Source organism: Streptomyces sp. NPDC079167 (assembly GCF_040686735.1).
Classification (GTDB): domain Bacteria; phylum Actinomycetota; class Actinomycetes; order Streptomycetales; family Streptomycetaceae; genus Streptomyces.
The window spans coordinates 44226-66749 of the sequence record NZ_JBFBLO010000025.1 but is presented as its reverse complement, the minus strand read 5'-3'; the positions used below and the strand labels follow the sequence as shown (position 1 = coordinate 66749).

The 22524-nt window shown below is 70.5% G+C and carries 24 protein-coding genes; 14 read left to right on the top strand and 10 right to left on the bottom strand.

Annotated elements, in window-relative coordinates; translation table 11 throughout:
• Window positions 1–2: 2 nt before the first annotated feature.
• The gene (locus tag AB0P41_RS33755; protein WP_356712778.1) at window positions 3–761 is read right to left on the bottom strand and encodes a decaprenylphospho-beta-D-erythro-pentofuranosid-2-ulose 2-reductase; all 759 of its coding nucleotides are present in this window, start codon (window positions 759–761) and stop codon (window positions 3–5) included.
• Window positions 762–921: 160 nt separating this feature from the next.
• Here AB0P41_RS33755 and AB0P41_RS33750 point away from each other — a divergent pair, with 160 nt between their 5' ends.
• Window positions 922–1854 (top strand): YihY/virulence factor BrkB family protein, encoded by a 933-nt coding sequence (locus AB0P41_RS33750; RefSeq protein WP_365935947.1) that lies wholly within the window; start codon window positions 922–924, stop codon window positions 1852–1854.
• On the opposite strand, the gene AB0P41_RS33745 is transcribed toward AB0P41_RS33750, so the two are convergent.
• Entirely contained in the window at window positions 1802–3049 is a 1248-nt protein-coding gene (locus AB0P41_RS33745) for a D-alanyl-D-alanine carboxypeptidase (RefSeq protein ID WP_365935946.1), read from the bottom strand. The two genes, AB0P41_RS33750 and AB0P41_RS33745, sit on opposite strands and share 53 nt — an antisense overlap.
• Before the next feature lie 121 nt (window positions 3050–3170).
• Between AB0P41_RS33745 and AB0P41_RS33740 the strand changes: the two genes are divergently transcribed.
• The 3 genes from AB0P41_RS33740 (at window position 3171) to AB0P41_RS33730 (ending at window position 6490) form a co-directional block, all read left to right on the top strand.
• Window positions 3171–3416 carry a hypothetical protein gene (locus AB0P41_RS33740; protein ID WP_365935944.1) on the top strand — a complete coding sequence of 82 codons (246 nt, stop codon included), beginning with the start codon at window positions 3171–3173 and terminating at the stop codon, window positions 3414–3416.
• 54 nt (window positions 3417–3470) lie between these two features.
• Complete coding sequence (locus AB0P41_RS33735) at window positions 3471–4802, top strand: metallophosphoesterase (RefSeq protein ID WP_365935942.1); 1332 nt, start codon at window positions 3471–3473, stop codon at window positions 4800–4802.
• A 134-nt stretch (window positions 4803–4936) separates the two neighbouring features.
• Window positions 4937–6490 (top strand): ABC transporter substrate-binding protein, encoded by a 1554-nt coding sequence (locus AB0P41_RS33730; protein WP_356712788.1) that lies wholly within the window; start codon window positions 4937–4939, stop codon window positions 6488–6490.
• Here the strand turns inward: AB0P41_RS33730 and AB0P41_RS33725 are convergent.
• From AB0P41_RS33725 to AB0P41_RS33695, 7 genes are all read right to left on the bottom strand, one after another.
• On the bottom strand, window positions 6477–7184 hold the full coding sequence (locus AB0P41_RS33725; protein WP_356712790.1) for a TetR family transcriptional regulator: 708 nt from the start codon (window positions 7182–7184) through the stop codon (window positions 6477–6479). The two genes, AB0P41_RS33730 and AB0P41_RS33725, sit on opposite strands and share 14 nt — an antisense overlap.
• Window positions 7185–7255: 71 nt before the next feature.
• Window positions 7256–7846, bottom strand: coding sequence for a hypothetical protein (locus tag AB0P41_RS33720; protein ID WP_356712792.1), 591 nt, complete (start codon window positions 7844–7846; stop codon window positions 7256–7258).
• A gap of 176 nt (window positions 7847–8022) precedes the next feature.
• Complete coding sequence (locus tag AB0P41_RS33715) at window positions 8023–8790, bottom strand: succinate dehydrogenase iron-sulfur subunit (RefSeq protein WP_356712793.1); 768 nt, start codon at window positions 8788–8790, stop codon at window positions 8023–8025.
• Window positions 8790–10544: a succinate dehydrogenase flavoprotein subunit gene (gene sdhA / locus AB0P41_RS33710; protein WP_356712795.1), complete on the bottom strand. Its 1755-nt coding sequence runs from the start codon at window positions 10542–10544 to the stop codon at window positions 8790–8792. The genes AB0P41_RS33715 and sdhA overlap by 1 nt, the downstream gene beginning before the upstream one ends.
• A gap of 30 nt (window positions 10545–10574) precedes the next feature.
• On the bottom strand, window positions 10575–11054 hold the full coding sequence (locus tag AB0P41_RS33705) for a succinate dehydrogenase hydrophobic membrane anchor subunit (RefSeq protein ID WP_356712797.1): 480 nt from the start codon (window positions 11052–11054) through the stop codon (window positions 10575–10577).
• Window positions 11055–11059: 5 nt separating this feature from the next.
• On the bottom strand, window positions 11060–11440 hold the full coding sequence (gene sdhC, locus AB0P41_RS33700; protein ID WP_356712799.1) for a succinate dehydrogenase, cytochrome b556 subunit: 381 nt from the start codon (window positions 11438–11440) through the stop codon (window positions 11060–11062).
• 166 nt (window positions 11441–11606) lie between these two features.
• Window positions 11607–12137: a 2-oxo-4-hydroxy-4-carboxy-5-ureidoimidazoline decarboxylase gene (locus AB0P41_RS33695; protein WP_365935938.1), complete on the bottom strand. Its 531-nt coding sequence runs from the start codon at window positions 12135–12137 to the stop codon at window positions 11607–11609.
• Window positions 12138–12538: 401 nt separating this feature from the next.
• Here AB0P41_RS33695 and AB0P41_RS33690 point away from each other — a divergent pair, with 401 nt between their 5' ends.
• From AB0P41_RS33690 to AB0P41_RS33665, 6 genes are all read left to right on the top strand, one after another.
• Window positions 12539–14119 carry a glycoside hydrolase family 20 protein gene (locus tag AB0P41_RS33690; RefSeq protein ID WP_356712803.1) on the top strand — a complete coding sequence of 527 codons (1581 nt, stop codon included), beginning with the start codon at window positions 12539–12541 and terminating at the stop codon, window positions 14117–14119.
• A 167-nt stretch (window positions 14120–14286) separates the two neighbouring features.
• A complete protein-coding gene (locus AB0P41_RS33685; protein WP_365935936.1) occupies window positions 14287–15039 on the top strand; it encodes a DUF4328 domain-containing protein in 753 nt (250 codons plus the stop codon).
• 71 nt (window positions 15040–15110) lie between these two features.
• Window positions 15111–15617: a hypothetical protein gene (locus tag AB0P41_RS33680; RefSeq protein ID WP_356712807.1), complete on the top strand. Its 507-nt coding sequence runs from the start codon at window positions 15111–15113 to the stop codon at window positions 15615–15617.
• A gap of 125 nt (window positions 15618–15742) precedes the next feature.
• On the top strand, window positions 15743–16333 hold the full coding sequence (locus AB0P41_RS33675) for a hypothetical protein (RefSeq protein WP_356712808.1): 591 nt from the start codon (window positions 15743–15745) through the stop codon (window positions 16331–16333).
• Window positions 16334–16598: 265 nt separating this feature from the next.
• On the top strand, window positions 16599–17282 hold the full coding sequence (locus tag AB0P41_RS33670) for an RNA polymerase sigma factor (RefSeq protein ID WP_365935934.1): 684 nt from the start codon (window positions 16599–16601) through the stop codon (window positions 17280–17282).
• A complete protein-coding gene (locus AB0P41_RS33665) occupies window positions 17282–18373 on the top strand; it encodes a hypothetical protein (RefSeq protein WP_365935933.1) in 1092 nt (363 codons plus the stop codon). The genes AB0P41_RS33670 and AB0P41_RS33665 overlap by 1 nt, the downstream gene beginning before the upstream one ends.
• 177 nt (window positions 18374–18550) lie before the next feature.
• Here AB0P41_RS33665 and AB0P41_RS33660 read toward each other — a convergent pair whose 3' ends face one another.
• Window positions 18551–19459, bottom strand: a complete 909-nt coding sequence (locus AB0P41_RS33660) for a L,D-transpeptidase family protein (protein WP_365935931.1) — start codon at window positions 19457–19459, stop codon at window positions 18551–18553.
• A 255-nt stretch (window positions 19460–19714) separates the two neighbouring features.
• Between AB0P41_RS33660 and AB0P41_RS33655 the strand changes: the two genes are divergently transcribed.
• The 4 genes from AB0P41_RS33655 (at window position 19715) to leuE (ending at window position 22512) form a co-directional block, all read left to right on the top strand.
• On the top strand, window positions 19715–21295 hold the full coding sequence (locus tag AB0P41_RS33655; protein WP_356712816.1) for a methylmalonyl-CoA mutase family protein: 1581 nt from the start codon (window positions 19715–19717) through the stop codon (window positions 21293–21295).
• Window positions 21296–21384: 89 nt separating this feature from the next.
• Window positions 21385–21546: a hypothetical protein gene (locus AB0P41_RS33650; protein ID WP_356712818.1), complete on the top strand. Its 162-nt coding sequence runs from the start codon at window positions 21385–21387 to the stop codon at window positions 21544–21546.
• Window position 21547: 1 nt separating this feature from the next.
• The gene (locus AB0P41_RS33645; RefSeq protein ID WP_356712820.1) at window positions 21548–21793 is read left to right on the top strand and encodes a Uma2 family endonuclease; all 246 of its coding nucleotides are present in this window, start codon (window positions 21548–21550) and stop codon (window positions 21791–21793) included.
• 59 nt (window positions 21794–21852) lie between these two features.
• A complete protein-coding gene (gene leuE, locus AB0P41_RS33640) occupies window positions 21853–22512 on the top strand; it encodes a leucine efflux protein LeuE (protein WP_365935928.1) in 660 nt (219 codons plus the stop codon).
• Window positions 22513–22524 lie beyond the last annotated feature (12 nt).

Sequence of the window (22524 nt, the reverse complement as noted above, 5' to 3'; positions counted from 1 at the left end):
GGCTACCGGACCGGCAGCAGCCGGAACAGCGGACGCGGCACGTGCCGCAGGGCCGACATCACCACCCGCAGCGCCCCGGGGACCCACACCGTCTCCGAGCGCCGCCCCAGCCCCGTCACGATCGCGTCCGCGACCGCGCCCGGGGTCGTGGCCAGCGGAGCCTCCTCGCGCCCGGCGGTCATCCGCGACCGTACGAAACCGGGGCGTACGACCATCACGTGCACCCCCGTCCCGTGCAGCGCGTCGCCGAGCCCCTGTGCGAAGGCGTCCAGGCCCGCCTTGCTCGAGCCGTAGATGAAGTCCGCGCGCCGGGCGCGCTCGCCCGCCACCGAGGAGAGCACCACCAGCGACCCATGACCCTGCGCCTGGAGCGCGCCGGCGCACACCAGGCCGGAGGAGACCGCTCCCGTGTAGTTGGTCTGCGCCACCCGGACCGCGGCCAGGGGCTCCTCCTCGTCGCGCGCCTGGTCTCCCAGGACCCCGAAGGCCAGCAGCACCATGTCGATGTCCCCGTCGGCGAAGAGCTTCCCGAGCACCTCCTCGTGGGAGGCGGAGTCGAGCGCGTCGAAGGCGACGGTACGGACGTCGGCGCCCAGCTCGCGCAGCCCGGCCGCGGCGCGCTCCAGGGCGGGGGAGGGCCGTCCGGCCAGGTGGACGGTCCGGGTGCGGCGGGCGATCAGCCGCCGCGCGGTGGCCAGCCCGATCTCCGAGGTGCCGCCGAGGACGAGCAGGGACTGCGGGGCACCGAAGGCGTCCTTCACGGGATAACTCCTAGCACGGTGTCGACGGACATCGTCGTGACCGTATCGCCCGGGAAAACCCCTTCGAGGGATTTGTTACAACACTCACCGAAATGGGTGATTGGTGATCCGGGCGGCCGCGGACGACGGTTTTCCGGGCCCGCGAGGGTACGCGTACTGCATGGACTGGCTGAGAAAACTCCCCGTGGTCGGGCCGTTCGCCGCACGGCTGATGGAGACGCACGCCTGGCGCTCCTACGAGACGCTGGAACGGGTCCACTGGGCCCGGCTCGCCGCCGCGATCACCTTCCTCAGCTTCCTGGCGCTCTTCCCGCTGATCGCCGTCGGTGCCGCCGTCGGCGCCGCGCTGCTCTCCCCCCGGCAGCTCGACACGATCGAGGACAAGCTCGCGGAGCAGGTGCCCGGCATCTCGGACCAGCTCGGCATCGACAGCCTGGTGGCCCACGCGGGCACGGTGGGGGTCGTCGCCGGTGTGCTGCTGCTCTTCACCGGCGTCGGCTGGATCGGCTCGATGCGGGACTGCCTGCGCGCCGTGTGGGAGAAGGACGACGTGGACGAGGGGAACCCGGTCGTCCGCAAACTCAAGGACGCCGGTCTGCTGCTCGGTCTCGGTGGAGCGGTGCTCGCGACCCTCGCGGTCTCCACCGTCGCGTCCACGGCCATCGGCTGGACGGCCGACCGCCTGGGCATCCCCGAGGACGGTGTGGGCGGAGTGCTGCTCCAGGCGGCCGCCGTGGTCGTGGCCGTCCTCGCCGACTTCCTGATCCTGCTCTACCTGCTCACCCTGCTGCCCGGGGTGGAGCCGCCGCGCCGGCGGCTGATCGTGGCGGGACTGGTCGGCGCGGTCGGCTTTGAACTCCTCAAGCTGCTGCTCGGCAGCTACATGAGCGGTGTCGCCTCCAAGAGCATGTACGGCGCCTTCGGCGTGCCGATCGCACTCCTCCTGTGGATCAACTTCAGCGCGAAGCTGCTGCTGGTCTGTGCTGCCTGGACGGCGACGCCGAGCAAGGACGGCACAGCGCAGGCGGAGGGAGCGGAGGTCAGCGACGGGGGAGGCGACGCACCAGGTCGGGCAGCGGCCAGCGCCGGTTGACCAGGAACACCGCGGCCGCCAGGGCCACCAGCGCTCCGCCGGCCACCGACAGCGCGGTCCAGACCCCGTTGGTACCGGCAGCGGCGGCGTGGGCCGTCGTGGCCGGCTGCTTCTCCTTCGCGGCACCCTTGCCGGTGCCCGCCGGCTCCGAGCCCTTGGAGACCACGGCGGACTTCGGCGGCACCAGTTCGCCGACCGGGGTCACCTTGCCGCTGGCGGAGAAGCCCCAGTCGAGCAGGCCGGCGGCCTCCTTGTAGACGGCGTGGCTCTCCTCGGACGACGGGTTCATCACCGTCACCAACAGCACCTTCCCGTCGCGCTCGGCGATCCCCGTGAAGGTGTTGCCCGCGTGGGTGGTGTAGCCGTTCTTGACGCCCGCGATGCCCTTGTACGGCTCCACCCCGAGGTCGCCGGTGATCAGCCGGTTGGTGTTCTGGATCTCGAAGCTCTCCCGCTTCTTGCCCTTCTTCTTGGCGCCGGGGAACTCGGCCGTCGCCGTCGCGGCGTACTCGCGGAAGTCGGCCTTCTGCATCCCGCTCCGGGCGAACAGCGTCAGGTCGTACGCGCTGGAGACCTGGTGCGGGGCGTCGTAGCCGTCGGGTGAGACGACCGTGGTGTCCAGCGCCTGCAGCTCCTCGGCGTGCCGCTGCATCGCGGCGACCGTCGCGGGCACGCCGCCGTACATCTCGGAGAGCACGTGCACCGCGTCGTTGCCGGAGCGCAGGAAGACGCCGAGCCACAGGTCGTGGACCGTGTAGGAGTGGTCCTCCTTGACTCCCACCAGGCTGCTCCCCTCACCGACGCCGGCGAGTTCGTCCTCGGTCACCAGATGGGTGAGGGACTTCGGCTGAAGGGCGGGCAGGACCGTGTCGGCGAAGAGCATCTTCAGGGTGGAGGCGGGCGGCAGCCGCCAGTGCGAATTGTGCGACGCGAGCACCTGCCCGCTCTCCGCGTCCGCGACGATCCACGACCGTGCGGTGAGGTCCTTCGGCAGGACCGGGGCGCCAGGGCCCAGCTCGACCTGCGTGCCCACCTCGCCCAGCCGCTTGCCGCCCACGGTCGACATCGGACCGGTCGGCTTCGGCAGTTTGTCGTCGGTCTTGTCCTTGTCGGCCGCCCCGGCGGGACTGACGACGCATACGGACAGCAACGCGGCAGAGAGGACCGTCATTACGGTCTTTTTCAGAGCAGGCACGGTCGGAAACGTACATGGCGTGGCTGGGGATGGGGACCCGGATGGCCTGACCCGCCGTGCATACCGCCGGGACAGCCCACCCCGGGCGATCGGCCGGGCGCGCGGCGGCGATACTGATTCCATGAAGCTCAGCCGCCCCGTCTCCTGGTTCCTGCTCGTCTTCGGAGTGTGGAGCTGGGTCATCTGGGTCACCTTTGTCAAGAATCTCTGGAAGGACGGCAGCGGGCTCGCGTTCGACAACGCGGGCGATCCGACCGCGTACTTCTGGGTCCATCTCCTGCTCGCCATCACCTCGTTTCTTCTGGGGACGGCTGTGGGGGTCATCGGGTTCCGTGGCGTCAGGGCTTTGCGTCGCGAAGGCAGATGACGGCCCGGGCGTGGGCCGCCGTCCGTACAGAATCGTTTCAGCGGGGGAGCGTACGTGGTTGTGGTCTTCGTACTGGTGGCGGTCGCGGTTCTCGCGCTGCTCGTGGCAGTACACCGGTATGTGTGGCGCCGGCTGATCGGTGACACGACGGCGCAGGGCAGCCTCGCGCGCCGGGCGGGCACCGTCGCGGCCTTCGTGCTGCCGCTGCTGAGTGTGGGGGCCCTGGTCTCCAGCCGCGCCGGGGTCCCCTTCCCGGTGCAGCAGGTGCTCGCCTGGCCAGGTTACCTCTGGCTGGCCGCCCTGCTCTACCTGACGCTGGCCCTGCTGGTGGGCGAGGCCGTCCGGCCGCTGCTGCGCAGGCTGCTCGCCCGCCGGGCCGGGGAGGCGCCCACGGGCGGGGCCACCACGTCCGAGGACCGGACCGAGGACCAGGCCGCTCCGGCCGCCGGGCGCCCTCACCGGGCCACCGCCACCGCCACCGCTGCCGGCCCGGGCGGCGGCAGCACCCGTACGGACCTCGCGCCGCCGCCCCCCGAGACCCCCGTCCCGGCCGTCGCCGACCCCTCACGCAGGCTCTTCGTCGCCCGTGCCGTCGGCGGAGCGGCGGCCGTCGCCGGATTCGGCACCGTCGGTCACGGCACCTACGGGGTGCTGCGCGGCCCCCGCACCAAGCGGATCACCGTGCCCCTCGCCGGGCTCCCGCGCTCCGCCCACGGCTTCCGCATCGCCGTGGTCAGCGACATCCACCTCGGCCCCATCCTGGGCCGCGCCCACACCCGGCGGATCGTCGACGCGATCAATGCCACCGGCTCCGACCTGGTCGCCGTCGTCGGGGACCTCGTCGACGGATCCGTCGCCGATCTCGGTCCTGCGGCCGAGCCGCTCGCCGGGCTCGAAGCCCGCCACGGCAGCTACTTCGTCACCGGCAACCACGAGTACTTCTCCGGCGCGGCCGAATGGGTCGACCACGTACGCGAGCTGGGTCTGCACCCGCTGGAGAACGCCCGCGTCGAGATCGCCGGCTTCGACCTCGCCGGAGTCAACGACGTGGCGGGCGAGAGCGAGGGCCAGGGCCCCGACTTCGCCCGCGCGCTCGGCGACCGCGACCGCAGCCGCGCCTCCGTCCTCCTCGCGCACCAGCCCGTCGTCATCGACGAGGCCGTCGAGTACGGCGTCGGTCTCCAGCTCTCCGGCCACACGCACGGGGGCCAGCTCTGGCCGGGGAACCTCCTGGCGGAGTTCGCCAACCCCACCGTCGCCGGATACGAACGCTACGGGGACACGCAGCTGTACGTCTCGCGGGGCGCGGGCGCCTGGGGCCCGCCCGTGCGCGTCGGCGCCCCCTCCGACATCACCGTGGTGGAGCTCGCTTCCCCGCAGGCCTGACCCCGAAACCTGTGAGTGCCCGCCCTGGCCTTCCATATGTGAATATCGTGTGATTGGGTAAGGGCGATCATGCGGCGATGATGTGCCTCTCTGCGCACGCGAGCCGGGGTGGGGTTGGCAAGGGAGCACGGCACATGCGGTTCATCCGTCTACGGATTCTCGCGATTCTGGCGGTACTGGTCATCGCGGGCGTCGGCGCCTGGCAGCTGCTTCCCTCGGACGAGGTGAACGAGTCCCCGATCACGGTCGGTACGTCCGACGAGGTCACCTCGCTCGACCCGGCCGGTGCGTACGACGCCGGCTCCTGGGCGATCTACAGCAACCTCTACCAGTCCCTGATGACCTTCAGGTCCGGGGCGGTCGTGCCGGAGCCGGACGCCGCCGAGAGCTGCGACTTCGTCGGCCAGAAGCTCCAGACCTACCAGTGCAGGCTGCGGGACGACCTGACCTTCTCCAACGGCCGCAAGATCACGGCCGAGGACGTCAAGTACTCTTTCGACCGCATGCTGAGGATCAAGGCGGACGCCGGCCCCTCCGTGCTGTTCCCCAGCCTCGACACCATCGTGACCGAGGGCCGCACGATCACCTTCAACCTCTCGGCCAGGGACGCGACGTTCCCGCAGAAGCTGGCCACCGGCGCCGGGTCCATCGTCGATCCCACCAAGTACCCGAAGGACAAGCTCCGCACGGGCAGCAAGGCCGACGGTTCGGGCCCGTACACACTGAAGTCGTTCGAGGCCGGCGTCCAGGCCGAGCTGGTGCCCAACCCGTCGTACAAGGGCGCGCTGAAGAAGAAGGGTGTCGCGGTCGACATCCGCTACTTCGAGGGGTCCGAGGCGCTCCAGGCGGCCTGGAAGGCCGGGGACGTCGACGTCACGCACCGTCAGCTCCCCTCCGAGCAGCTCGCCGAGCTCGACCCGGCCGCCGACGAGCAGCGCGTCACCGAGGCGGACAGCGCCGAGATCCGCAACCTCGTCTTCAACGTCCGGGACGGCGCGCCGCTCGCCGACAAGAAGGTCCGCCAGGCCATCGCCTGGCTCATCGACCGCGGGCCACTGGTCACCAAGGCCTACCGGAGCACCGTCGAACCGCTGTACTCGCTCATCCCGCAGGGCTACATCGGACACAGCACCCCCTTCTTCGACTCCTACCCGGAGTCGGACCCGGAGCGGGCCAGGGACCTGATGGAGGAGGCCGGTGTGGACCTTCCGCTGCACATCACCTTCGCCCACCGGGACGACGACGCCAACAAGGCGGAGTCCGCCGAACTGGTCCGTCAGCTGGAGAAGGACGGGCTCTTCGAGGTCAAGGAGAAGGCCGTCGAGTGGCAGGCCTTCCAGAAGGGCTACGCGGCCGGTGAGTACGACGCGTACACCCTGGGATGGCTCCCCGACTACCCGGACCCCGACACCTTCAGCCAGCCGCTGGTCGGCAGCGAGAACTCCCTCCACAACGGCTACAGCAGCGAGAAGATGGACGCGCTGATCGCGGCCACGCAGCAGTACAGCGACCGCGGACGGACCTCGGACGACTTCAAGGAGATGCAGAAGCTGGTCGGCGAGGACGTGCCGCTGGTCCCGCTGTGGCAGAAGAAGGACTACGTCGTCAGCAAGCAGTCCGTGTCCGGCTCCCAGTACCTCTCCGACGGCACCGGGATCTGGCGGCTGTGGGAGCTCAGCTGGATCTGATGTCCCGGGCGCCGCGCGCCCCGGGCATGAACTCCACCAGCACGTCGTGGATCTGCCGCACGAGCGGTCGCAGCACCCGGAAGCGGGAGAGTGCGATCGCCCGGGCGGCGATCGGCGCGGTGCGCTCGACGAGCCGGCGGCTGCGGCCGGTGCCCTCGGACCGGTCGTAGACCCAGAACAGCACCAGGCCCATCTGCATCAGCCACATCAGCTGCGGCAGTATCCCGCCCAGCTCCGGGTCGTACTTGGTGCTCGATCCGGCCAGGCAGCGTTCGTGCACGGAGATCACCGCCTCGCGGGCGCCCACGGAGTCCTCCGAGAAGGGGGAGAGCGGGCTCTCCGGGTCGGCGGCGTTCTTGAAGAACTGGGCGGCGAAGCGGTGGTACGGCTCGGCCACGTCCAGCCAGCGGAGCAGGACGCCCCGGATGCGCAGGGCGAGATCCGTCTCGTCGGCCAGGACCGGCCGGACCGCCACCTCGTGCTCGGCGGCGATCCGGTCGTAGAAGCCCTGGACCAGGTGTTCCTTGGAGGAGAAGTAGTAGTAGGCGTTCCCTACGGAGACGCCGGCCTCCTGGGCGATGGCCCGCATCGTCGTCCGGTCGTACCCGCGCTCCTCGAAGAGCCGGAGCGCGGTCTCCAGGATCAGGGTGCGGGTCTGCTCGCTCTTCGGGGCCTTCTTCTCTTGCTTCGCCACGCTCCCAAGGCTATCGGGGCGAGGGGGAGCGACCGCCCCGGACTCAGGCGGCCGTCCTCAGGCGCTCGTCCTCAGGCGCTCATCGAACGCGCGGTGTTGACCTGCGACATGACCCACTGGAAGGTCTCGGGGCCCGTAGCCGGGATCATCGTCTGGTGGTGCCGGCCGCCGCTGGTGACGGTGATCTGCACGAAGCCGGTCGTGCGCTTCTCCTTCATCAGGAGGAACAGCAGGCCGATGAGGCAGAACAGCGCGAAGACGATCGCGAGCACGATGCCCACGGTCGGGATCTTCTCCTCCGTGCGCGACATGTCGGTCGCCGTCCACACCGCGCCCTTGAGCGGCAGGGTGCCGGACGGGGTCACGATCCCGTCGTTCATCACCGTGATGTCACCGAGCGAGAGCACCGGGACCCCGTTGCCGCCCTGCTGCACCGGCAGGTTGAAGCCGGGCTCCGTCGGCTGTCCGGGGCCCGGATAGCCGTAACCGGGGCCGGGCTGGGCCGCGGAGTCGGGCAGCGGCTGCGGATAGCCGTACGCCGGAGCGGCGCCCGGCGCCGGATAGCCGTAACCCTGGCCGTCCGGCATCGTGGGCGGGTTGCCCGGCGGCTGGGGCGGGCCCCACTTGTATGAGTCGTCCGCGTACGGATTCGGATCGCTCACAACGTTCCCCGTTCTCCATCAAGCCGTCTGCTCCCGTGCTGTCCTGCGCCGGGAGAGGGTGAGCCGGTCGACGGCTCCGCACGACCGTACCGTCCCGGCCCGCTCCACCGCACCAAGAGGCCCCGCTTCCCGCACTGTCCGTGCGGGGAACGGGGCCTTCCGGTGCGACGCGTGGGTCAGAAGCGACGGGTGATCAGCGCGCGCTTCACTTCCTGGATCGCCTTAGTGACCTCGATGCCACGCGGGCAGGCGTCCGTGCAGTTGAACGTCGTGCGGCAACGCCACACACCGTCACGGTCGTTGAGGATCTCCAGGCGCTGCTCCCCGGCCTCGTCACGCGAGTCGAAGATGAAGCGGTGCGCGTTGACGATCGCCGCCGGGCCGAAGTACTGGCCGTCGTTCCAGAACACCGGGCACGAGGACGTGCACGCGGCGCACAGGATGCACTTGGTGGTGTCGTCGAAGCGCTCGCGGTCCTCGGGGGACTGCAGACGCTCGCGGGTCGGCTCGTTCCCCTTGGTGACGAGGAAGGGCATGACATCGCGGTAGGCCTGGAAGAACGGGTCCATGTCGACCACGAGGTCCTTGAGGACCGTGAGGCCCTTGATGGCCTCGACCGTGATCGGCTTCTCCGGGTTGATGTCCTTGATCAGCGTCTTGCAGGCGAGCCTGTTCTTGCCGTTGATCCGCATCGCGTCGGAGCCGCAGATGCCGTGCGCGCAGGAGCGCCGGAACGTCAGCGTGCCGTCCTGCTCCCACTTGATCTTGTGAAGGGCGTCGAGCACACGCTCCTTCGGGTCGATCGAGAGCTGGAAGTCCTGCCACTGGACCTCGTCGGAGACCTCGGGGTTGAAGCGGCGGATCCGGAACGTGGCCGTGATGTACGGGGTGTCGGCGAAGCCGGCCTCGGGCTTGTCGGTCTTTTCCAGGGTCGGGGTAGCCATCAGTACTTACGCTCCATCGGCTGGTAGCGGGTCGTGACGACCGGCTTGTAGTCGAGCCGGATCGACTCGGTGCCGTCGTCCGCGACCTCGCGGTACGCCATGGTGTGGCGCATGAAGTTGACGTCGTCGCGGTTCGGGAAGTCCTCGCGGTAGTGACCGCCGCGGGACTCCTTGCGGGCCAGCGCGGAGGTCGCCATGACCTCGGCCAGGTCGAGCAGGTTCCCCAGCTCGATGGCCTCCAGCAGGTCGGTGTTGAACCGCTTGCCCTTGTCCTGGATGGACACGTTGAGGTAGCGCGCCCGCAGCTCGGCGATCTTGTCGACCGCCGTCTTGATGGTCTGCTCGGTGCGGAACACCATCACGTTGGCGTCCATGCACTCCTGCAGCTCCGTGCGGAGCGCGTGGACCCGCTCGGTGCCCGTGGAGTTGCGCAGCCGCTCGACCTGCTCCTGGACCAGCTGGGCCGGGTTCTCGGGAAGCTCGACGAAGTCGTTCTTCGCGGAGTACTCGGCGGCGGCGATGCCCGAGCGGCGTCCGAAGACGTTGATGTCGAGCAGCGAGTTGGTGCCGAGGCGGTTGGCGCCGTGCACGGAGACACAGGCGACCTCGCCGGCGGCGTACAGGCCCGGAACGACGGTGGTGTTGTCGGCCAGCACCTCGCCCTCGACGTTGGTCGGGATGCCGCCCATGGCGTAGTGCGCGGTCGGCTGGATCGGGATCGGGTCCGTGTAGGGCTCGATACCGAGGTACGTACGCGCGAACTCGGTGATGTCCGGGAGCTTCGCGTCCAGTTGCTCCGGCGGGAGGTGCGTGAGGTCGAGGTAGACGTGGTCGCCCTCGGGACCGCAGCCGCGGCCCTCACGGATCTCCGTGTAGATGGAGCGGGACACGACGTCACGGGACGCGAGGTCCTTCATGACCGGCGCGTACTTCTCCATGAAGCGCTCGCCGTCCTTGTTGCGGAGGATGCCGCCCTCACCACGGGCGCCCTCCGTCAGCAGGATGCCCATGCGCCAGATGCCCGTCGGGTGGAACTGGAAGAACTCCATGTCCTCCAGCGGCAGGCCCCGGCGGTAGCAGGCGGCCTGGCCGTCACCGGTCAGGGTGTGCGCGTTCGACGTCACCTTGAAGAACTTGCCGGTGCCGCCCGAGGCGTAGATGACCGACTTCGCCTGGAAGACGTGGATCTCGCCGGTGGCCAGCTCGTAGGCGACGACGCCGGCGGACTTCTTGACGCCGTCCACCTCGACGACCAGCTGGTCCAGGACGTAGAACTCGTTGAAGAACTCCACGCCCTCCTTGACGCAGTTCTGGTACAGCGTCTGGAGGATCATGTGGCCGGTGCGGTCGCCCGAGTAGCAGGCGCGGCGGACCGGGGCCTCACCGTGGTTGCGGGAGTGACCGCCGAACCGTCGCTGGTCGATCTTGCCCTCGGGCGTACGGCCGAACGGCAGGCCCATCTTCTCGAGGTCGAGGACCGCGTCGATGGCCTCCTTCGCCAGGATCTCGGCGGCGTCCTGGTCGACCAGGTAGTCGCCGCCCTTGATCGTGTCGAAGGTGTGCCACTCCCAGTTGTCCTCCTCCACGTTCGCCAGCGCGGCGGCCATGCCGCCCTGCGCGGCGCCCGTGTGGGAGCGGGTGGGGTAGAGCTTCGTCAGCACGGCGGTGCGGCTGCGCTTGGTCGACTCGATGGCCGCGCGCATGCCGGCGCCGCCGGCGCCGACGATGACTGTGTCGTACTTGTGGATCTGCATGGTTTCCCTCTGGTCCCTCTGTCCCGGCGCCTAGCGGATGTTCGGGTCGAAGGTGAAGATCACCAGCGTGCCCAGCAGGACGGTGAACACCGTGGCGGTGTACAGGAGCATCTTCAGCCAGAAGCGGGTGTTGTCCCGTTCGGCGTAGTCGTTGATGACCGTACGGAGGCCGTTGGCGCCGTGCAGCATGGCCAGCCACAGCATCGCCAGGTCCCAGACCTGCCAGAACGGCGAGGCCCAGCGGCCCGCGACGAAGGCGAAGCCGATCTTGGACACACCGCCGTCGAGCACCAGCTGGATCAGCAGGTGGCCGATGACGAGGACGACCAGCACGATGCCCGACAGGCGCATGAAGAGCCAGGCGTACATCTCGAAGTTCGTGCGCGAACCCTTGGGGGTCTTGCCCGTGCGCTTGCGCGGGGGCTCGATCACCGGGGCCGGGTTGTCGACGTCGAACAGGCTTACGCCCTCGACGTCACCGATCGCGGAAGAAGGAGTCTCGGTGGACATCGGCCTCAGCTCCCGAAGACTTCACGTACGGCGTGACCGAGGACGGGGTACAGGGCCCCGACCATCAGCACGATCCAGATACCCAGGACGGTCCAGAGCATCTGCTTCTGATAGCGCGCGCCCTTGGACCAGAAGTCCACGGCGACGATGCGGAGACCGTTCAGCGCGTGAAACAGGATCGCGGCCACCAGGCCGTACTCGAGCAGTGCGACGAGCGGGGTCTTGTAGGTGGCCACGACCTCGTCGTACGCCTCGGGGGAGACACGCACGAGAGCGGTGTCCAGGACGTGTACGAACAGGAAGAAGAAAATGAGGACACCGGTGACTCGATGAGCCACCCAGGACCACATGCCTTCCCGGCCGCGGTACAGCGTTCCAGCCGGCACGGAAGAACCCTCCGGGAGCGGGGATTGGGGCCGGCCGGCTTGACTGTCGGTCTGACCCGGCCGGGTACGGTCCACCGGCCCTGGCCATCGTAGCGACGCTTTGTCGGTTCCATCGCGGCGGGGCCTCCGGTGTGATCAAAGCGGCAGGCAAACAGGCACGGACGGGCTACCGCGGGTCATATGCCACCGGGGGGAACGGGTCGGGCGCCGGTCCCGCCTCCGTCACGAGCCCGGCGATGCGGCCCCGGGCGAGTCGCCGCATCTCCTCCGCGGTCAGGGAGCGCTCCTCGTCCGGTTCGTGCGCCAGCCGGGTGCGGATGGCGGCCAGCACCTGGTCGACGTGCTGGGAGGGCCGCAGGCCGTCGAGGCAGATGACGAAGGCGTGGCCGAACCGGCTCTCGTACGCCGCGTGCGCGGCGTGCAGGGCCAGGTGGGCCGCCCGGGGCGCGTCGCGGTGCAGGCAGGGGCCGCTCTCCGCGGCGAGCGCCTCGGAGAGATCGGCCGGTCCGAGGTCGTACCCCGCCTCGTCGGAGGCGGCGAGCAGCGTCTCCAGGTCCGGATAGGGGCGGTGGGCGGCCAGTCGCTGCGCCCAGCGGCGGCTCCCGCAGCACTCCAGCAGGGCGGCCTCGGCCAGGTCCCGGGGCCAGGCGTTGAAGCGGCCGAGGCCGTTCGAGTGGGCACCGGGGCGCCGGCTCACGGACACTGGTTCCGGAACGGGGGCCTCCACCGGGGCCTCGCGAAGGGCCGGGGCGCCGCCGCGGTTCTGGACGGGTACGGCCGCCGGGCCGGGCTGCTGCGGCGGTTTCGGCAGGCCGGCGTGGGACTCGCTGGACCTGGACAGCGGGACTCCTCGAATGAATGACATCTGTGACCCTGGAGAGGGACCGGAGAGCGACGAGGTTGCGCGGAAGGTGGAGTGAGGCTTGGAGTCAGGTGCCGCCACGCTATCGAGGGCGGGCGACGCGCAGTCGAATGATGCGAGAAATTCACCCGGACGGGAGAGTTTCGGAACGCTTGATGGACGAATCAGCGGGGGAAATGCCCGACTTTCTCATCTTCTTTGAACTGTTTCTCCCCCGATCCGGAGGTTTCTGACCGATGTCGCCCTCACGCGCACCCCTGGTCGCCGGCGCCGCCGTCGCGGTGGCAGCCGCCGTCACCCTCACCGTCGTCGTCTGGCCCGAGGACTCCGGCCCCGGAGCGGGCAACGGCGCGTCGGCCTCGTCCCGCACGTCCGCCGCCCCGTCACCCAGCCGGTCCTACCCGCTCTCCACGACGCCTCGGACCATACCCGCGGTCCGGGAGCACACCGCCGCGCGCGGGCCCGGCTGGAAACCGGCCAAGGACAGCACGGTCGTCGCGGCCGACCCCCAGCTCGCCGACGAGGCGAAACTGCTCGCCCAGGAGCTGAACATCGGCTACCGAGGCGAGAAGGCCGCCCGCGCCGGTGACGTCGAGCTGGCGCTCGGCGGCAAGGGAGGCCAGGAGTCCTACACCCTGAGGACCGAGGACAACCGGGTCAGGATCAGCGGTCCCGGCCAGGCGGGTGTCTTCTACGGGACCAGGACCCTCAAGCAGTCGCTGAGCGCCGACAGCACCGTCCCCGAGGGCGTCGTGCGTGACACGCCCGACCGCCCGCAGCGCGGGCTCAACCTCGACATCGCGCGCAAGCACTACGACGCGGACTGGATCGAGACCCGGCTGCGCGAGATGGCCGACCTCAAGCTCAACCAGCTCGGTCTCCACTTCTCCGACGACCAGGCCTTCCGGATCGAGTCCGACTCGCACCCCGAGGTCGTCTCCGACGAGCACCTCACCAAGGCGGAGGTCCGCCGGATCGTGAAGCTAGCGCAGAGCCTCCACATCACGATCGTCGCCGAGATCGACTCGCCCGGACACCTGGGCGCGGTCCTGGAGGCCCACCCCGACCTGCGGCTGCGGAACACGCAGGGAGTCGTACGGGAGGGCGCCGTCGACATCTCGAAGCCGGAATCGGCACAGATCGTCGACGACCTGATCGAGGAGTACGCGGAGCTCTTCCCCGGCGACTGGTTCCACGTCGGCGCGGACGAGTACCAGGCGCTCACCGTGAGCGATCCGGCCGCCTCCTACCCGCAGCTGGCCGCCGCCGCACGGGAGAAGTACGGAAGCGACGCCACCGTCCAGGACCTGGCGGAGGGCTGGCTGAACGACCGTGCCGCGGTCGTCACCAAGGCGAAGAAGATCCCCAAGGCGTGGAACGACGGCTTCTTCAGCGGCGGGACGGTCACCGGCGACAAGGGCATCGAGGTCGAGTACTGGACGGGCAAGGAGATCGGCGCCCGGCCGCCGCAGGACTACCTCGCCGAGGGCCGCAAGGTGATCAACCTCAACGACGAGTACCTCTACTACGTGCTCGGCGAGCCCAACGACTTCACGTACCCGACGGGTGAGCGGATCTACGAGCAGTGGACGCCGTTCGTCCTGCGTGGGACGGAGCCGGTGGCGAAGCGCTACTCGAAGCAGATCCTGGGCGGCCGGTTCGCGGTCTGGGGCGACTTCCCGAACGCGCAGACGCAGGCGCAGGTAGCCGAGGGGATCCGGATGCCGCTCAACGCGGTCTCCCAGAAGCTGTGGGACCCCCGCGAGCCGAAGCTGACCTGGGCACAGTTCGAGCAGCTCGCCGACGAGACCAGCTGATCCGTGGCGGCGTAGTCTCCGTGGTCCTTGTGCCGCGCGCCCTGGGGAGGGGCGCGCGGCTCGTGCGTCACCGACGAAGCCCGGGGGGCTCCACTGTCATGAAGTGCACCAGATGTGGTCAGAGACCCGTCGCGTCGAACGTGGGGCGCTGCACCCGCTGTGCGGCCATGTATCCCTCACCGCCGAACGGCCTGATGGCCGCCACGCCGGCCCCGCCCACGGAAGCGGGGCACCGGCTGCGTTCACCGCTCGGGCTGAGCAGGGCGGTGGCCGCCCTGCTGGGCGCCGTCATCGTGTCCGACGTGGTCGCGCTCGCCGCGGGGGCTCACTTGCGGAGCGAGTTCGCGGGGCTCGGCGGGACGCTGCCGTTCGACCCCGGCCCGGCCATCCGTGCCGAGAACCTCTACGGGATGGCCGGAGGCCTCCAGGCGCTGGCGCTGCTGGCCACCGCAGTCGTCTTCATCATCTGGTTCCACCGGGTGCGGGTGAATGCGGAGGTGTTCGACGCCGGGCTGCAGCCCATGAGGCCGGGCTGGGCGATCGGCGCCTGGTTCATCCCCTTCGGTAACTTCTGGCTGCCGCGCCGGGTCGCCGGCGGTGTCTGGGCGGCGAGCGCGCAGACGAACCCGGACGGAAGCTGGCGCAAGGTCTCCCACGCGCCTCTGGATCTGTGGTGGACGCTCTGGGTCGTCGCCACCCTCTTCTCCCAGGTCGCGTCCAGGATCTACGCCGGGTCGGAGCTGCCCTCCGAGGTGAGGGACGCCGTGACCATGGTCATGGCCGCCGACGCCCTCGACGTCGCCGCGGCCGTCCTCGCCATCCTCTTCGTACGGAAACTGACCCGGATGCAGGGCGAGCGCGCGGCCCTCGGTGCGACCCCGCTGTCCGCCCCCTCCCCGGCCGGCCCGGCGCCCGTCTGAGTTGACCCGTTTTCGCGCTTCCCCGCGGTTCCGGGCGGGAAGGATGGCCCGGACCGCGGGGGGAGCAGGGCGTGGGTTTCTGGGGCTTGTATCTGGTGGGCCGCAGCGGGGAGCCGCTCATAGGCCACCCCGCGCTGCGCGACGCGCGCGAACGGCTCACGCTGCGGGAGTACCGCGCGGACGGCTGGCAGGTCTGGTCCCACCCCACCGAGCCCTCGCCCGTCAGCATGACCGCACTGGCCGCCGCCGCACGGGCGCCGGTCCTCCTCGGCTTCGTCATGGACGGAGTCTGCGTGGCCGTCGAGGCGGCTGCGCCGCACAGCGGATCCTGGTACGCCTGCCTCGGCAGGGTGCCGATGGCCGAGCGCATCGGCCGGGACGGCCTGACGCCGGAGGACCTGTTCCTGCCACCGGAGGACGCCGCGGCACGGGCCGTCGCCTGGGCGGCCGAATCCGGCCAGGCCGTCCGTGAGGGTCCCCTGCTCGAACTGCTGCGAGTCGAGCGGCCCGAGTGGTCCGCGGAGGAACTTTTCTTCGCTTTCCTGGACCGTCTGGGCATCCGGAGTCTGTCCGACTGAGTCCCGCTGTGATCTTCCGTGTCGGAAGAGTGACGCTTTTCGGCCATCTGACGCTGTACGCGGTAACGGGGAGCGGAGCGCTCCCCGAGAACCGAGTGACCGGTGAACCGGATGGGGAGGCGTCGATGAGTCTGCTGGAGCTGATCGCTCGTGCCGACGAGCGGGGTCTGGCGGCGAGCGCGGTCGCCTGTCTGGACCGCTGTCTTCCGCCGCAGGAGGACGGGGGAGACCCGGAGCCGCTGCGCCCGCTCTGGGCGGGCTGCGAGAGCGGCGCGGAATGGGCCGCCCGGCTGGACGCCGCGCACGCGGCACTGGACGGTGTGGCGGACCGGGACGCCACGGCCCGCGTCCGGGCGCTGCTGGCCGCCGCACCCCGGGACTTCGCCGACGGGCCGCTCCGCACGTGGGCGGACGCCTGCTCACTCCTCGCGCTGGACATCCACCGGGAGTGGGACTTCCCGGCCGGTGACGCCGCACGGACGGCCGAGGTCTGCCGGGCCGACGGCGCCGTGGGCGACGGCCCTCTCGTCACGGGAGAACTCCGCAGGCAGACCGCGATTCTGGAGAGCCTCGCCGGGACCGCGGCGACGCCGGGCGGCGCGACCGGACTGCGACGGGCCCTGGATCTGTCGGCCGAGGGCCGTCGGGTGCTGCGCGCGGTGATGTCCCGCCGCGCTCGCGGCCGTGAGAGGCCCGGCGGCGTGACCCTGACGTGACGTCATGAGGGGAGGGGACGACGACCGGGGCCGCCACCCCCCACAGGAGAGGCCCCGGCCGTCTTCCACGGGGCCGCAGAACGACCCCGTACTCATCTCAGCGCCATAGGTGCGTTTTCTGTCACACCGCACTGAGTCAGGAGACAGTTGCGGGTTGTACAAGTCATGGACGGGGCACCGTCCGACCACGTAGCGTGCTGAGACGCGCAGCGTGGCGCAGTAGTGGTGACCAGCTACGATTCGGATCAGCAGGGCGGGTTGGGGAGTGCTGGGGGACGACGCGGAGCTGACCGCCGCGGTGCTCGCGGCACAGGACGGGGACGAGGACGCCTTCCGGACTGTGTACCGCGCCGTGCACCCACGGCTGCTCGGCTACATACGGACGCTGGTCGGTGAACCGGACGCCGAGGACGTGGCGTCCGAGTCCTGGCTGCAGATAGCGCGTGACCTCGACCGCTTCAGCGGCGACGCCGACCGGTTCCGCGGCTGGGCGGCCCGGATAGCGCGCAACCGCTCGCTCGACCACATACGGATGCGGGGCAGGCGCCCCGCGATCGGCGGCGACGAGAGCGAACTGGCCGGTGAGGCCGCCGAGTCCGACACCGCGGGCGAGGCGCTGGAGTCGCTGGCCACCGGGCGCACCATGTCCCTCATCGCACAGCTCCCCCAGGACCAGGCCGAGGCCGTCGTGCTCCGGGTGGTGATCGGTCTCGACGCGAAGAGCGCGGCACTGACGCTGGGCAAACGCCCCGGCGCGGTGCGCACCGCCGCACACCGGGGTCTGAAACGGCTGGCGGAGCTCGTCCGCGCCGACAACGGCCCGGAGGACGAGATTCCGGCGGCGGGAGCGGAGCTCGGCGCCGTACCCCTGCAACGCCCCGGCCGTCAGGGCGCGGTGGCGCCCGCCGGTGTGACGCATTCGCGTCCGTGGACGCAGAAGGACATGTGATGGCCGACGAGCAGCACGAGTGGCTTGACGCGGACGTGGCGGAGATGTTGCTCCGCGGCGAGTCCGTCGAGCCCGTCGGCGATCACGCGAGGACCGAGGCCCGCCGGATGGAGGCGGCGCTGCGCGCGCTGCGGGCACCCGGCCCGTCCGGTGGCGAACTGCCCGGTGAGGCCGCGGCGCTGGCCGCCTTCCGCGAGGCGTCCCGGAGCGGGGAGCGGGCCGGAGCGGCGAGCCCCACCGGGAGCACGCGGCAGCCGGACGCCCTGCACACCGTACGGATCGGGGCCGCGCGCACGGCCCCGGTCCGGCGCCCGCGATGGACCCGCCCGCTGCGCTACGGCCTCGCCGTCTCGCTCGCCGGGTGCGCGCTCGGCGGCGTGGCGGTCGCCGGGGGCACGGGCATGCTGCCCGCACCGTTCGGCGGCAAGGACGCGCCCCTTCCGGCCGCGTCCGTCTCGGCGGCCGCGTCTCCCGAGGAGCTGGGCGTCGAGGTGCCCGACGCCGGCGAACCGCCTTCGCCACTGCCCTCCGGCACGCCCGGTGCGCCCAGCTCTCCGGCGCCCCCCGACGTGCCGGACGGCGGGGCGCCCGGCGGCGATCCGGGCACCGGGCAGGAGGGCGGCGGGGCGCCGGACCGCGAGGAGACCGGCCGGGACGGCGCGACCGGCGGTAGGCAGGACGGCACGGCCGTACCCGAGACGCCCGGACGCCCCCCGGCCGACGTGCTCAAGAAGTCGGTCAAGGCATGCCGCGCCTACCGCGAGGACACCCTGAGCCAGGAGGAGAGGTCCCGGATCGTCGAACTGGCCGACGGGGAACGCAACCTGGACCGCTTCTGCGACCGCCTGCTCGGTACGGACGGCCGTGACGGCGGAAGCGGTGAGGACGGCCAGGACGACGACAGGAACAACGGCAAGGGCGACGGCAAGGACAGCGAGGGCTCCCTGCCGGCGATCACCTTCCGTACGCCGTCCGAGGCGGCCACGCGGCAGGACACGCGGCAGGACGACACGCCGCAGGACGGCACCGGGCGGCCGGCAGCGGAACCCACTGCGAGCCCGGCGTCCCCGCTTCTGTCGGCAACGCGCTGACCTGCGAGGACAACTCGCCAGTAACACTTTTCGGCGGTGCGGCGCAGTAGTAAGTGCCGACTGGTCATCGGCCGCGCAACGAGCCGGGGTTCCCCCCGTACCTTCGGCTCAGCGCATCCGGCGCGGGCGGGACACGTTCCCCCGGTCCCGCCCGCGCCTCTCATTCGGTTGAACTCTCTACTGATAGACGACGACCTTGTCGCCGTTCTCCACCTGGGCGAAGAGCGACGCGATCTTCCCTTCGTCCCGCACGTTCACGCAGCCGTGCGAGGCGCCGTCGTAACCGCGTGCCGCGAAGTCGGACGAGTAGTGCACCGCCTGGCCGCCGCTGAAGAACATGGCGTACGGCATGGGCGAGTCGTAGAGCGTCGACACGTGGTGGCGTGACTTCCAGTACACCGAGAAGGTGCCTTCACGGGTGGGTGTGTACTGCGAGCCGAACCGCACGTCCATCGTCGAGACGACCCGGCCGTCGATCATCCAGGACAGCGACCGGCTGTTCTTGCTGATGCACAGGACGCGGCCCTTCATGCAGCGGGCGTCGGGCTTCGCGGCCGCCGGCGTGGCCGGCGGGTCGAGCTCCTTCGCCGTCGGCCGGCGCGTCATCGCGAGCAGCCGGTCCCAGGTCACCGTGTCGGTCCGCCCCGTGCGGGGCAGGCCACGCTTGCCCTGGAAGGACTGCACGGACGCGACGGTCACCGTGCCGTAGTAGCCGGTGGGGCTGCGGTCGAAGTGGCCGATCTGACGCAGCCGCGCCTGGAGCTCGCGTACGCGCTTGCTGCTGTCGCCGAGGGACATCAGGGTGCTCGGCCCCGGAGAGGGGCGCGCGCTCGGTGTCCGGGAGGGCGTGGCGGAGGGGGTCGCCGTCCGGTCGCCGCCCGGCTTGGCGTCGTCCGGTGGGTGCGAGGCCGCAGGGGATGGGGACGCGGGGACCGGGGGCGCCTCCACCGGGCCGGCGGTGGGCTCGGCCGCTCCCACCGTCTCGACCTTGCAGCCCGCCGTCAGCGTGGCCAGCGCGAGTACGCCCACGGCTGCCGCCCCCGCCGTGCGCACCCGTCGCGCGTATCTGTCCGTCCGTGTGCGCATCGTCCTCGGCCCCCTGCTTCTCGCCCGTCACCGCCCCGGTCGCGCATGACCCTTCGCGCGGCACGGATATCTCATGAGACGGATTCCCGTCCTGCCCGGTTGCCGAATCCTGTCCATGATGGAGACATGCGTCCAGTACTCCGGGCCCGGGCTGTGAGCAAGGTCCCAGCGGAGGGGCCCCAAGGGCCCGGGCGCCGGGGCTAGAGTCCGTCGCGAGGTCGTTACCGATAAGTAGCTTGAACGGGAGGCACAGCAATGACGCGTGAGTCCGAGTCGGGACTGCCCATCGAGCCGGTCTACGGGCCGGAGGCCCTCGACGGCTGGCGGGCCGAGGAGAAGCTCGGCGACCCGGGCGCCTTCCCCTTCACGCGTGGTGTGTACCCGTCGATGTACACGGGCCGGCCGTGGACGATGCGGCAGTACGCGGGCTTCGGCACCGCCACCGAGTCCAACGCCCGCTACAAGCAGCTGATCGCCAACGGCACGACCGGGCTCTCCGTCGCGTTCGACCTGCCCACCCAGATGGGGCACGACTCGGACGCCCCCATCGCCGCCGGTGAGGTCGGGAAGGTCGGCGTGGCGATCGACTCGCTCGACGACATGCGCGTCCTGTTCGGCGGGATCCCGCTGGACGAGGTCTCCACCTCGATGACCATCAACGCCCCGGCCGCGCTTCTCCTCCTGCTCTACCAACTGGTCGCGGAGGAGCAGGGCGTCCCGGCGGACCGGCTGACGGGCACCATCCAGAACGACGTGCTCAAGGAGTACATCGCCCGGGGCACGTACATCTTCCCGCCGAAGCCCTCGCTGCGGCTGATCGCCGACATCTTCAAGTACTGCCGGACCGAGATCCCCAGGTGGAACACGATCTCCATCTCCGGCTACCACATGGCGGAGGCCGGTGCCTCGCCCGCGCAGGAGATCGCCTTCACCCTCGCGGACGGCATCGAGTACGTCCGCACCGCCGTCTCGGCCGGCATGGACGTGGACGACTTCGCGCCCCGGCTCTCCTTCTTCTTCGTCGCCCGTACGACCATCCTGGAGGAGGTCGCCAAGTTCCGTGCCGCGCGCCGGATCTGGGCGAAGGTGATGCGGGAGGAGTTCGGCGCGAAGAACCCGAAGTCCCTGATGCTGCGCTTCCACACCCAGACCGCCGGGGTCCAGCTCACCGCCCAGCAGCCCGAGGTCAATCTGGTCCGGGTCGCCGTGCAGGGCCTGGGCGCGGTCCTCGGCGGCACGCAGTCGCTGCACACCAACTCCTTCGACGAGGCCATCGCCCTGCCGACGGACAAGTCGGCCCGCCTCGCGCTGCGCACCCAGCAGGTCCTGGCGTACGAGACGGACGTGACGGCGACGGTGGACCCCTTCGCCGGGTCGTACGTCGTCGAGAAGATGACCGACGACGTCGAGGCGGCGGCACTGGAACTGATGCTCAAGGTCGAGGACATGGGCGGCGCGGTCGACGCCATCGAACGCGGCTTCCAGAAGGGCGAGATCGAGCGCAGCGCCTACCGCATCGCCCAGGAGACGGACAGCGGTGAACGCGTCGTCGTCGGCGTCAACCGCTTCCGCCTCGACGAGGAGGAGCCGTACGAGCCGCTCCGCGTCGACCCGGCGATCGAGGCCCAGCAGGCGGCCCGGCTGGCGAAGCTCCGCGCCGAACGCGACCAGGGAGTGGTGGACGCGGCACTGGGGGAACTGAAGAAGGCGGCCGAGGGCACGGACAACGTGCTCTACCCGATGAAGGACGCCCTCAGGGCCCGGGCCACGGTGGGCGAGGTCTGCGACGCGCTGCGGGAGGTCTGGGGGGCGTACGTCCCGACGGACGCGTTCTGAGGGGCCGCCACCCGCGCGGGTGATCTCCTGCCGGTCGGCCGCGCCCGTGGATAGGCTTCCTGAACAGTGGTCTCCGAAAGGAGGATGCCGTGGCTGTGATACAGCACGAGGAGCTGGTGACGATGCAGTCGGAGCTGACGATCGGCGAGGCGGCCGAACAGGCCGCACGCTCGCTGCCTGGGCATCGCGTGGAGATTCTCCAGGGGAGGCTCACTGTGACACCACCGGCCGACGGATCGCATGGTCCTTGAGGTGACCTCCACCAACTGGGCGGACGGTCTCGGCCCCAAGGTGGAGGGCTACGCACAGGCCGGCATCCCGGTCTACGTGGTGGCCGACCGCAAGCACGACCAGGTGCTGGTCTGCACCGACCCGCGCGGCGGTGAGTACCGGAACCGGACGCCCCACAAGCGGGGCACGGCGTTCACCGTGCCGGACGCGGTCGGGGTGGAGATGAAGCTTTCCGTGGACCGTCTGCTGGACGGCGACGAGGACTGACCGGCCGCATCTTGGACCGCCCTGCCGGGGTGTCGTACCGGCGTGCGACACTCCGTTTCATGCTGGGCGTCACCGATCTTCCGACCTATCTCGCCGGCCTCGTGCTGATCATTCTGCTGCCGGGGCCGAACTCGCTGTACGTGCTCTCCGTCGCCGCCAGACGCGGGGTGCGCAACGGCTATGTGGCCGCCGCCGGGGTGTGGACCGGGGACACGATCCTGATGACGCTGGCCGCGCTGGGCGCCGCCTCCCTGCTGCAGACGACGCCCCTGCTCTTCGCCGTCGTCAAGTTCGCCGGTGCGGGTTACCTGACCTGGATGGCGATCGGGATGATGCGGACGGCCCTGTCGATGTGGCGCGAGCGGCACCAGCACATGGCCGAGCTGACGGTGGAGGACCAGGCGCCCGTGAAGGAGGCGGAGCATCCCTACCGGCGCGCGCTCGTGGTCAGCCTGCTCAATCCGAAGCTGATCCTGTTCCTCATCTCCTTCTTCGTGCAGTTCGTCGATCCGGGTTACGCCTATCCCGCGCTCTCCTTCCTGCTGCTGGGCACGCTGCTGCAGATCGGCAGTTTCCTCTACCTCTCCGCGCTCATATTCGGCGGCACCCGCCTGGCCGCCGCCTTCCGCCGCCGTAAGCGGCTGTCGGCGGGGGCCACTTCGGCGGCGGGTGTGCTGTTCCTCGGGTTCGCGGCGAAGCTGTCCTTCAGCAGCGTGTGAGCCCGGCCGGGC

Excerpts from the sequence above, each read along its gene's own strand:
- AB0P41_RS33750 (WP_365935947.1), top strand. The coding sequence starts at position 922 with ATGGACTGGCTGAGAAAACTCCCCGTGGTCGGGCCGTTCGCCGCACGG.
- AB0P41_RS33740 (WP_365935944.1), top strand. The coding sequence starts at position 3,171 with ATGAAGCTCAGCCGCCCCGTCTCCTGGTTCCTGCTCGTCTTCGGAGTG.
- AB0P41_RS33730 (WP_356712788.1), top strand. The coding sequence starts at position 4,937 with ATGCGGTTCATCCGTCTACGGATTCTCGCGATTCTGGCGGTACTGGTC.
- AB0P41_RS33715 (WP_356712793.1), bottom strand. The coding sequence starts at position 8,790 with ATGGCTACCCCGACCCTGGAAAAGACCGACAAGCCCGAGGCCGGCTTC.
- sdhA (WP_356712795.1), bottom strand. The coding sequence starts at position 10,544 with ATGCAGATCCACAAGTACGACACAGTCATCGTCGGCGCCGGCGGCGCC.
- AB0P41_RS33705 (WP_356712797.1), bottom strand. The coding sequence starts at position 11,054 with ATGTCCACCGAGACTCCTTCTTCCGCGATCGGTGACGTCGAGGGCGTA.
- AB0P41_RS33690 (WP_356712803.1), top strand. The coding sequence starts at position 12,539 with ATGTCGCCCTCACGCGCACCCCTGGTCGCCGGCGCCGCCGTCGCGGTG.
- AB0P41_RS33685 (WP_365935936.1), top strand. The coding sequence starts at position 14,287 with ATGTATCCCTCACCGCCGAACGGCCTGATGGCCGCCACGCCGGCCCCG.
- AB0P41_RS33675 (WP_356712808.1), top strand. The coding sequence starts at position 15,743 with ATGAGTCTGCTGGAGCTGATCGCTCGTGCCGACGAGCGGGGTCTGGCG.
- AB0P41_RS33665 (WP_365935933.1), top strand. The coding sequence starts at position 17,282 with ATGGCCGACGAGCAGCACGAGTGGCTTGACGCGGACGTGGCGGAGATG.
- AB0P41_RS33660 (WP_365935931.1), bottom strand. The coding sequence starts at position 19,459 with ATGCGCACACGGACGGACAGATACGCGCGACGGGTGCGCACGGCGGGG.
- AB0P41_RS33655 (WP_356712816.1), top strand. The coding sequence starts at position 19,715 with ATGACGCGTGAGTCCGAGTCGGGACTGCCCATCGAGCCGGTCTACGGG.
- leuE (WP_365935928.1), top strand. The coding sequence starts at position 21,853 with ATGCTGGGCGTCACCGATCTTCCGACCTATCTCGCCGGCCTCGTGCTG.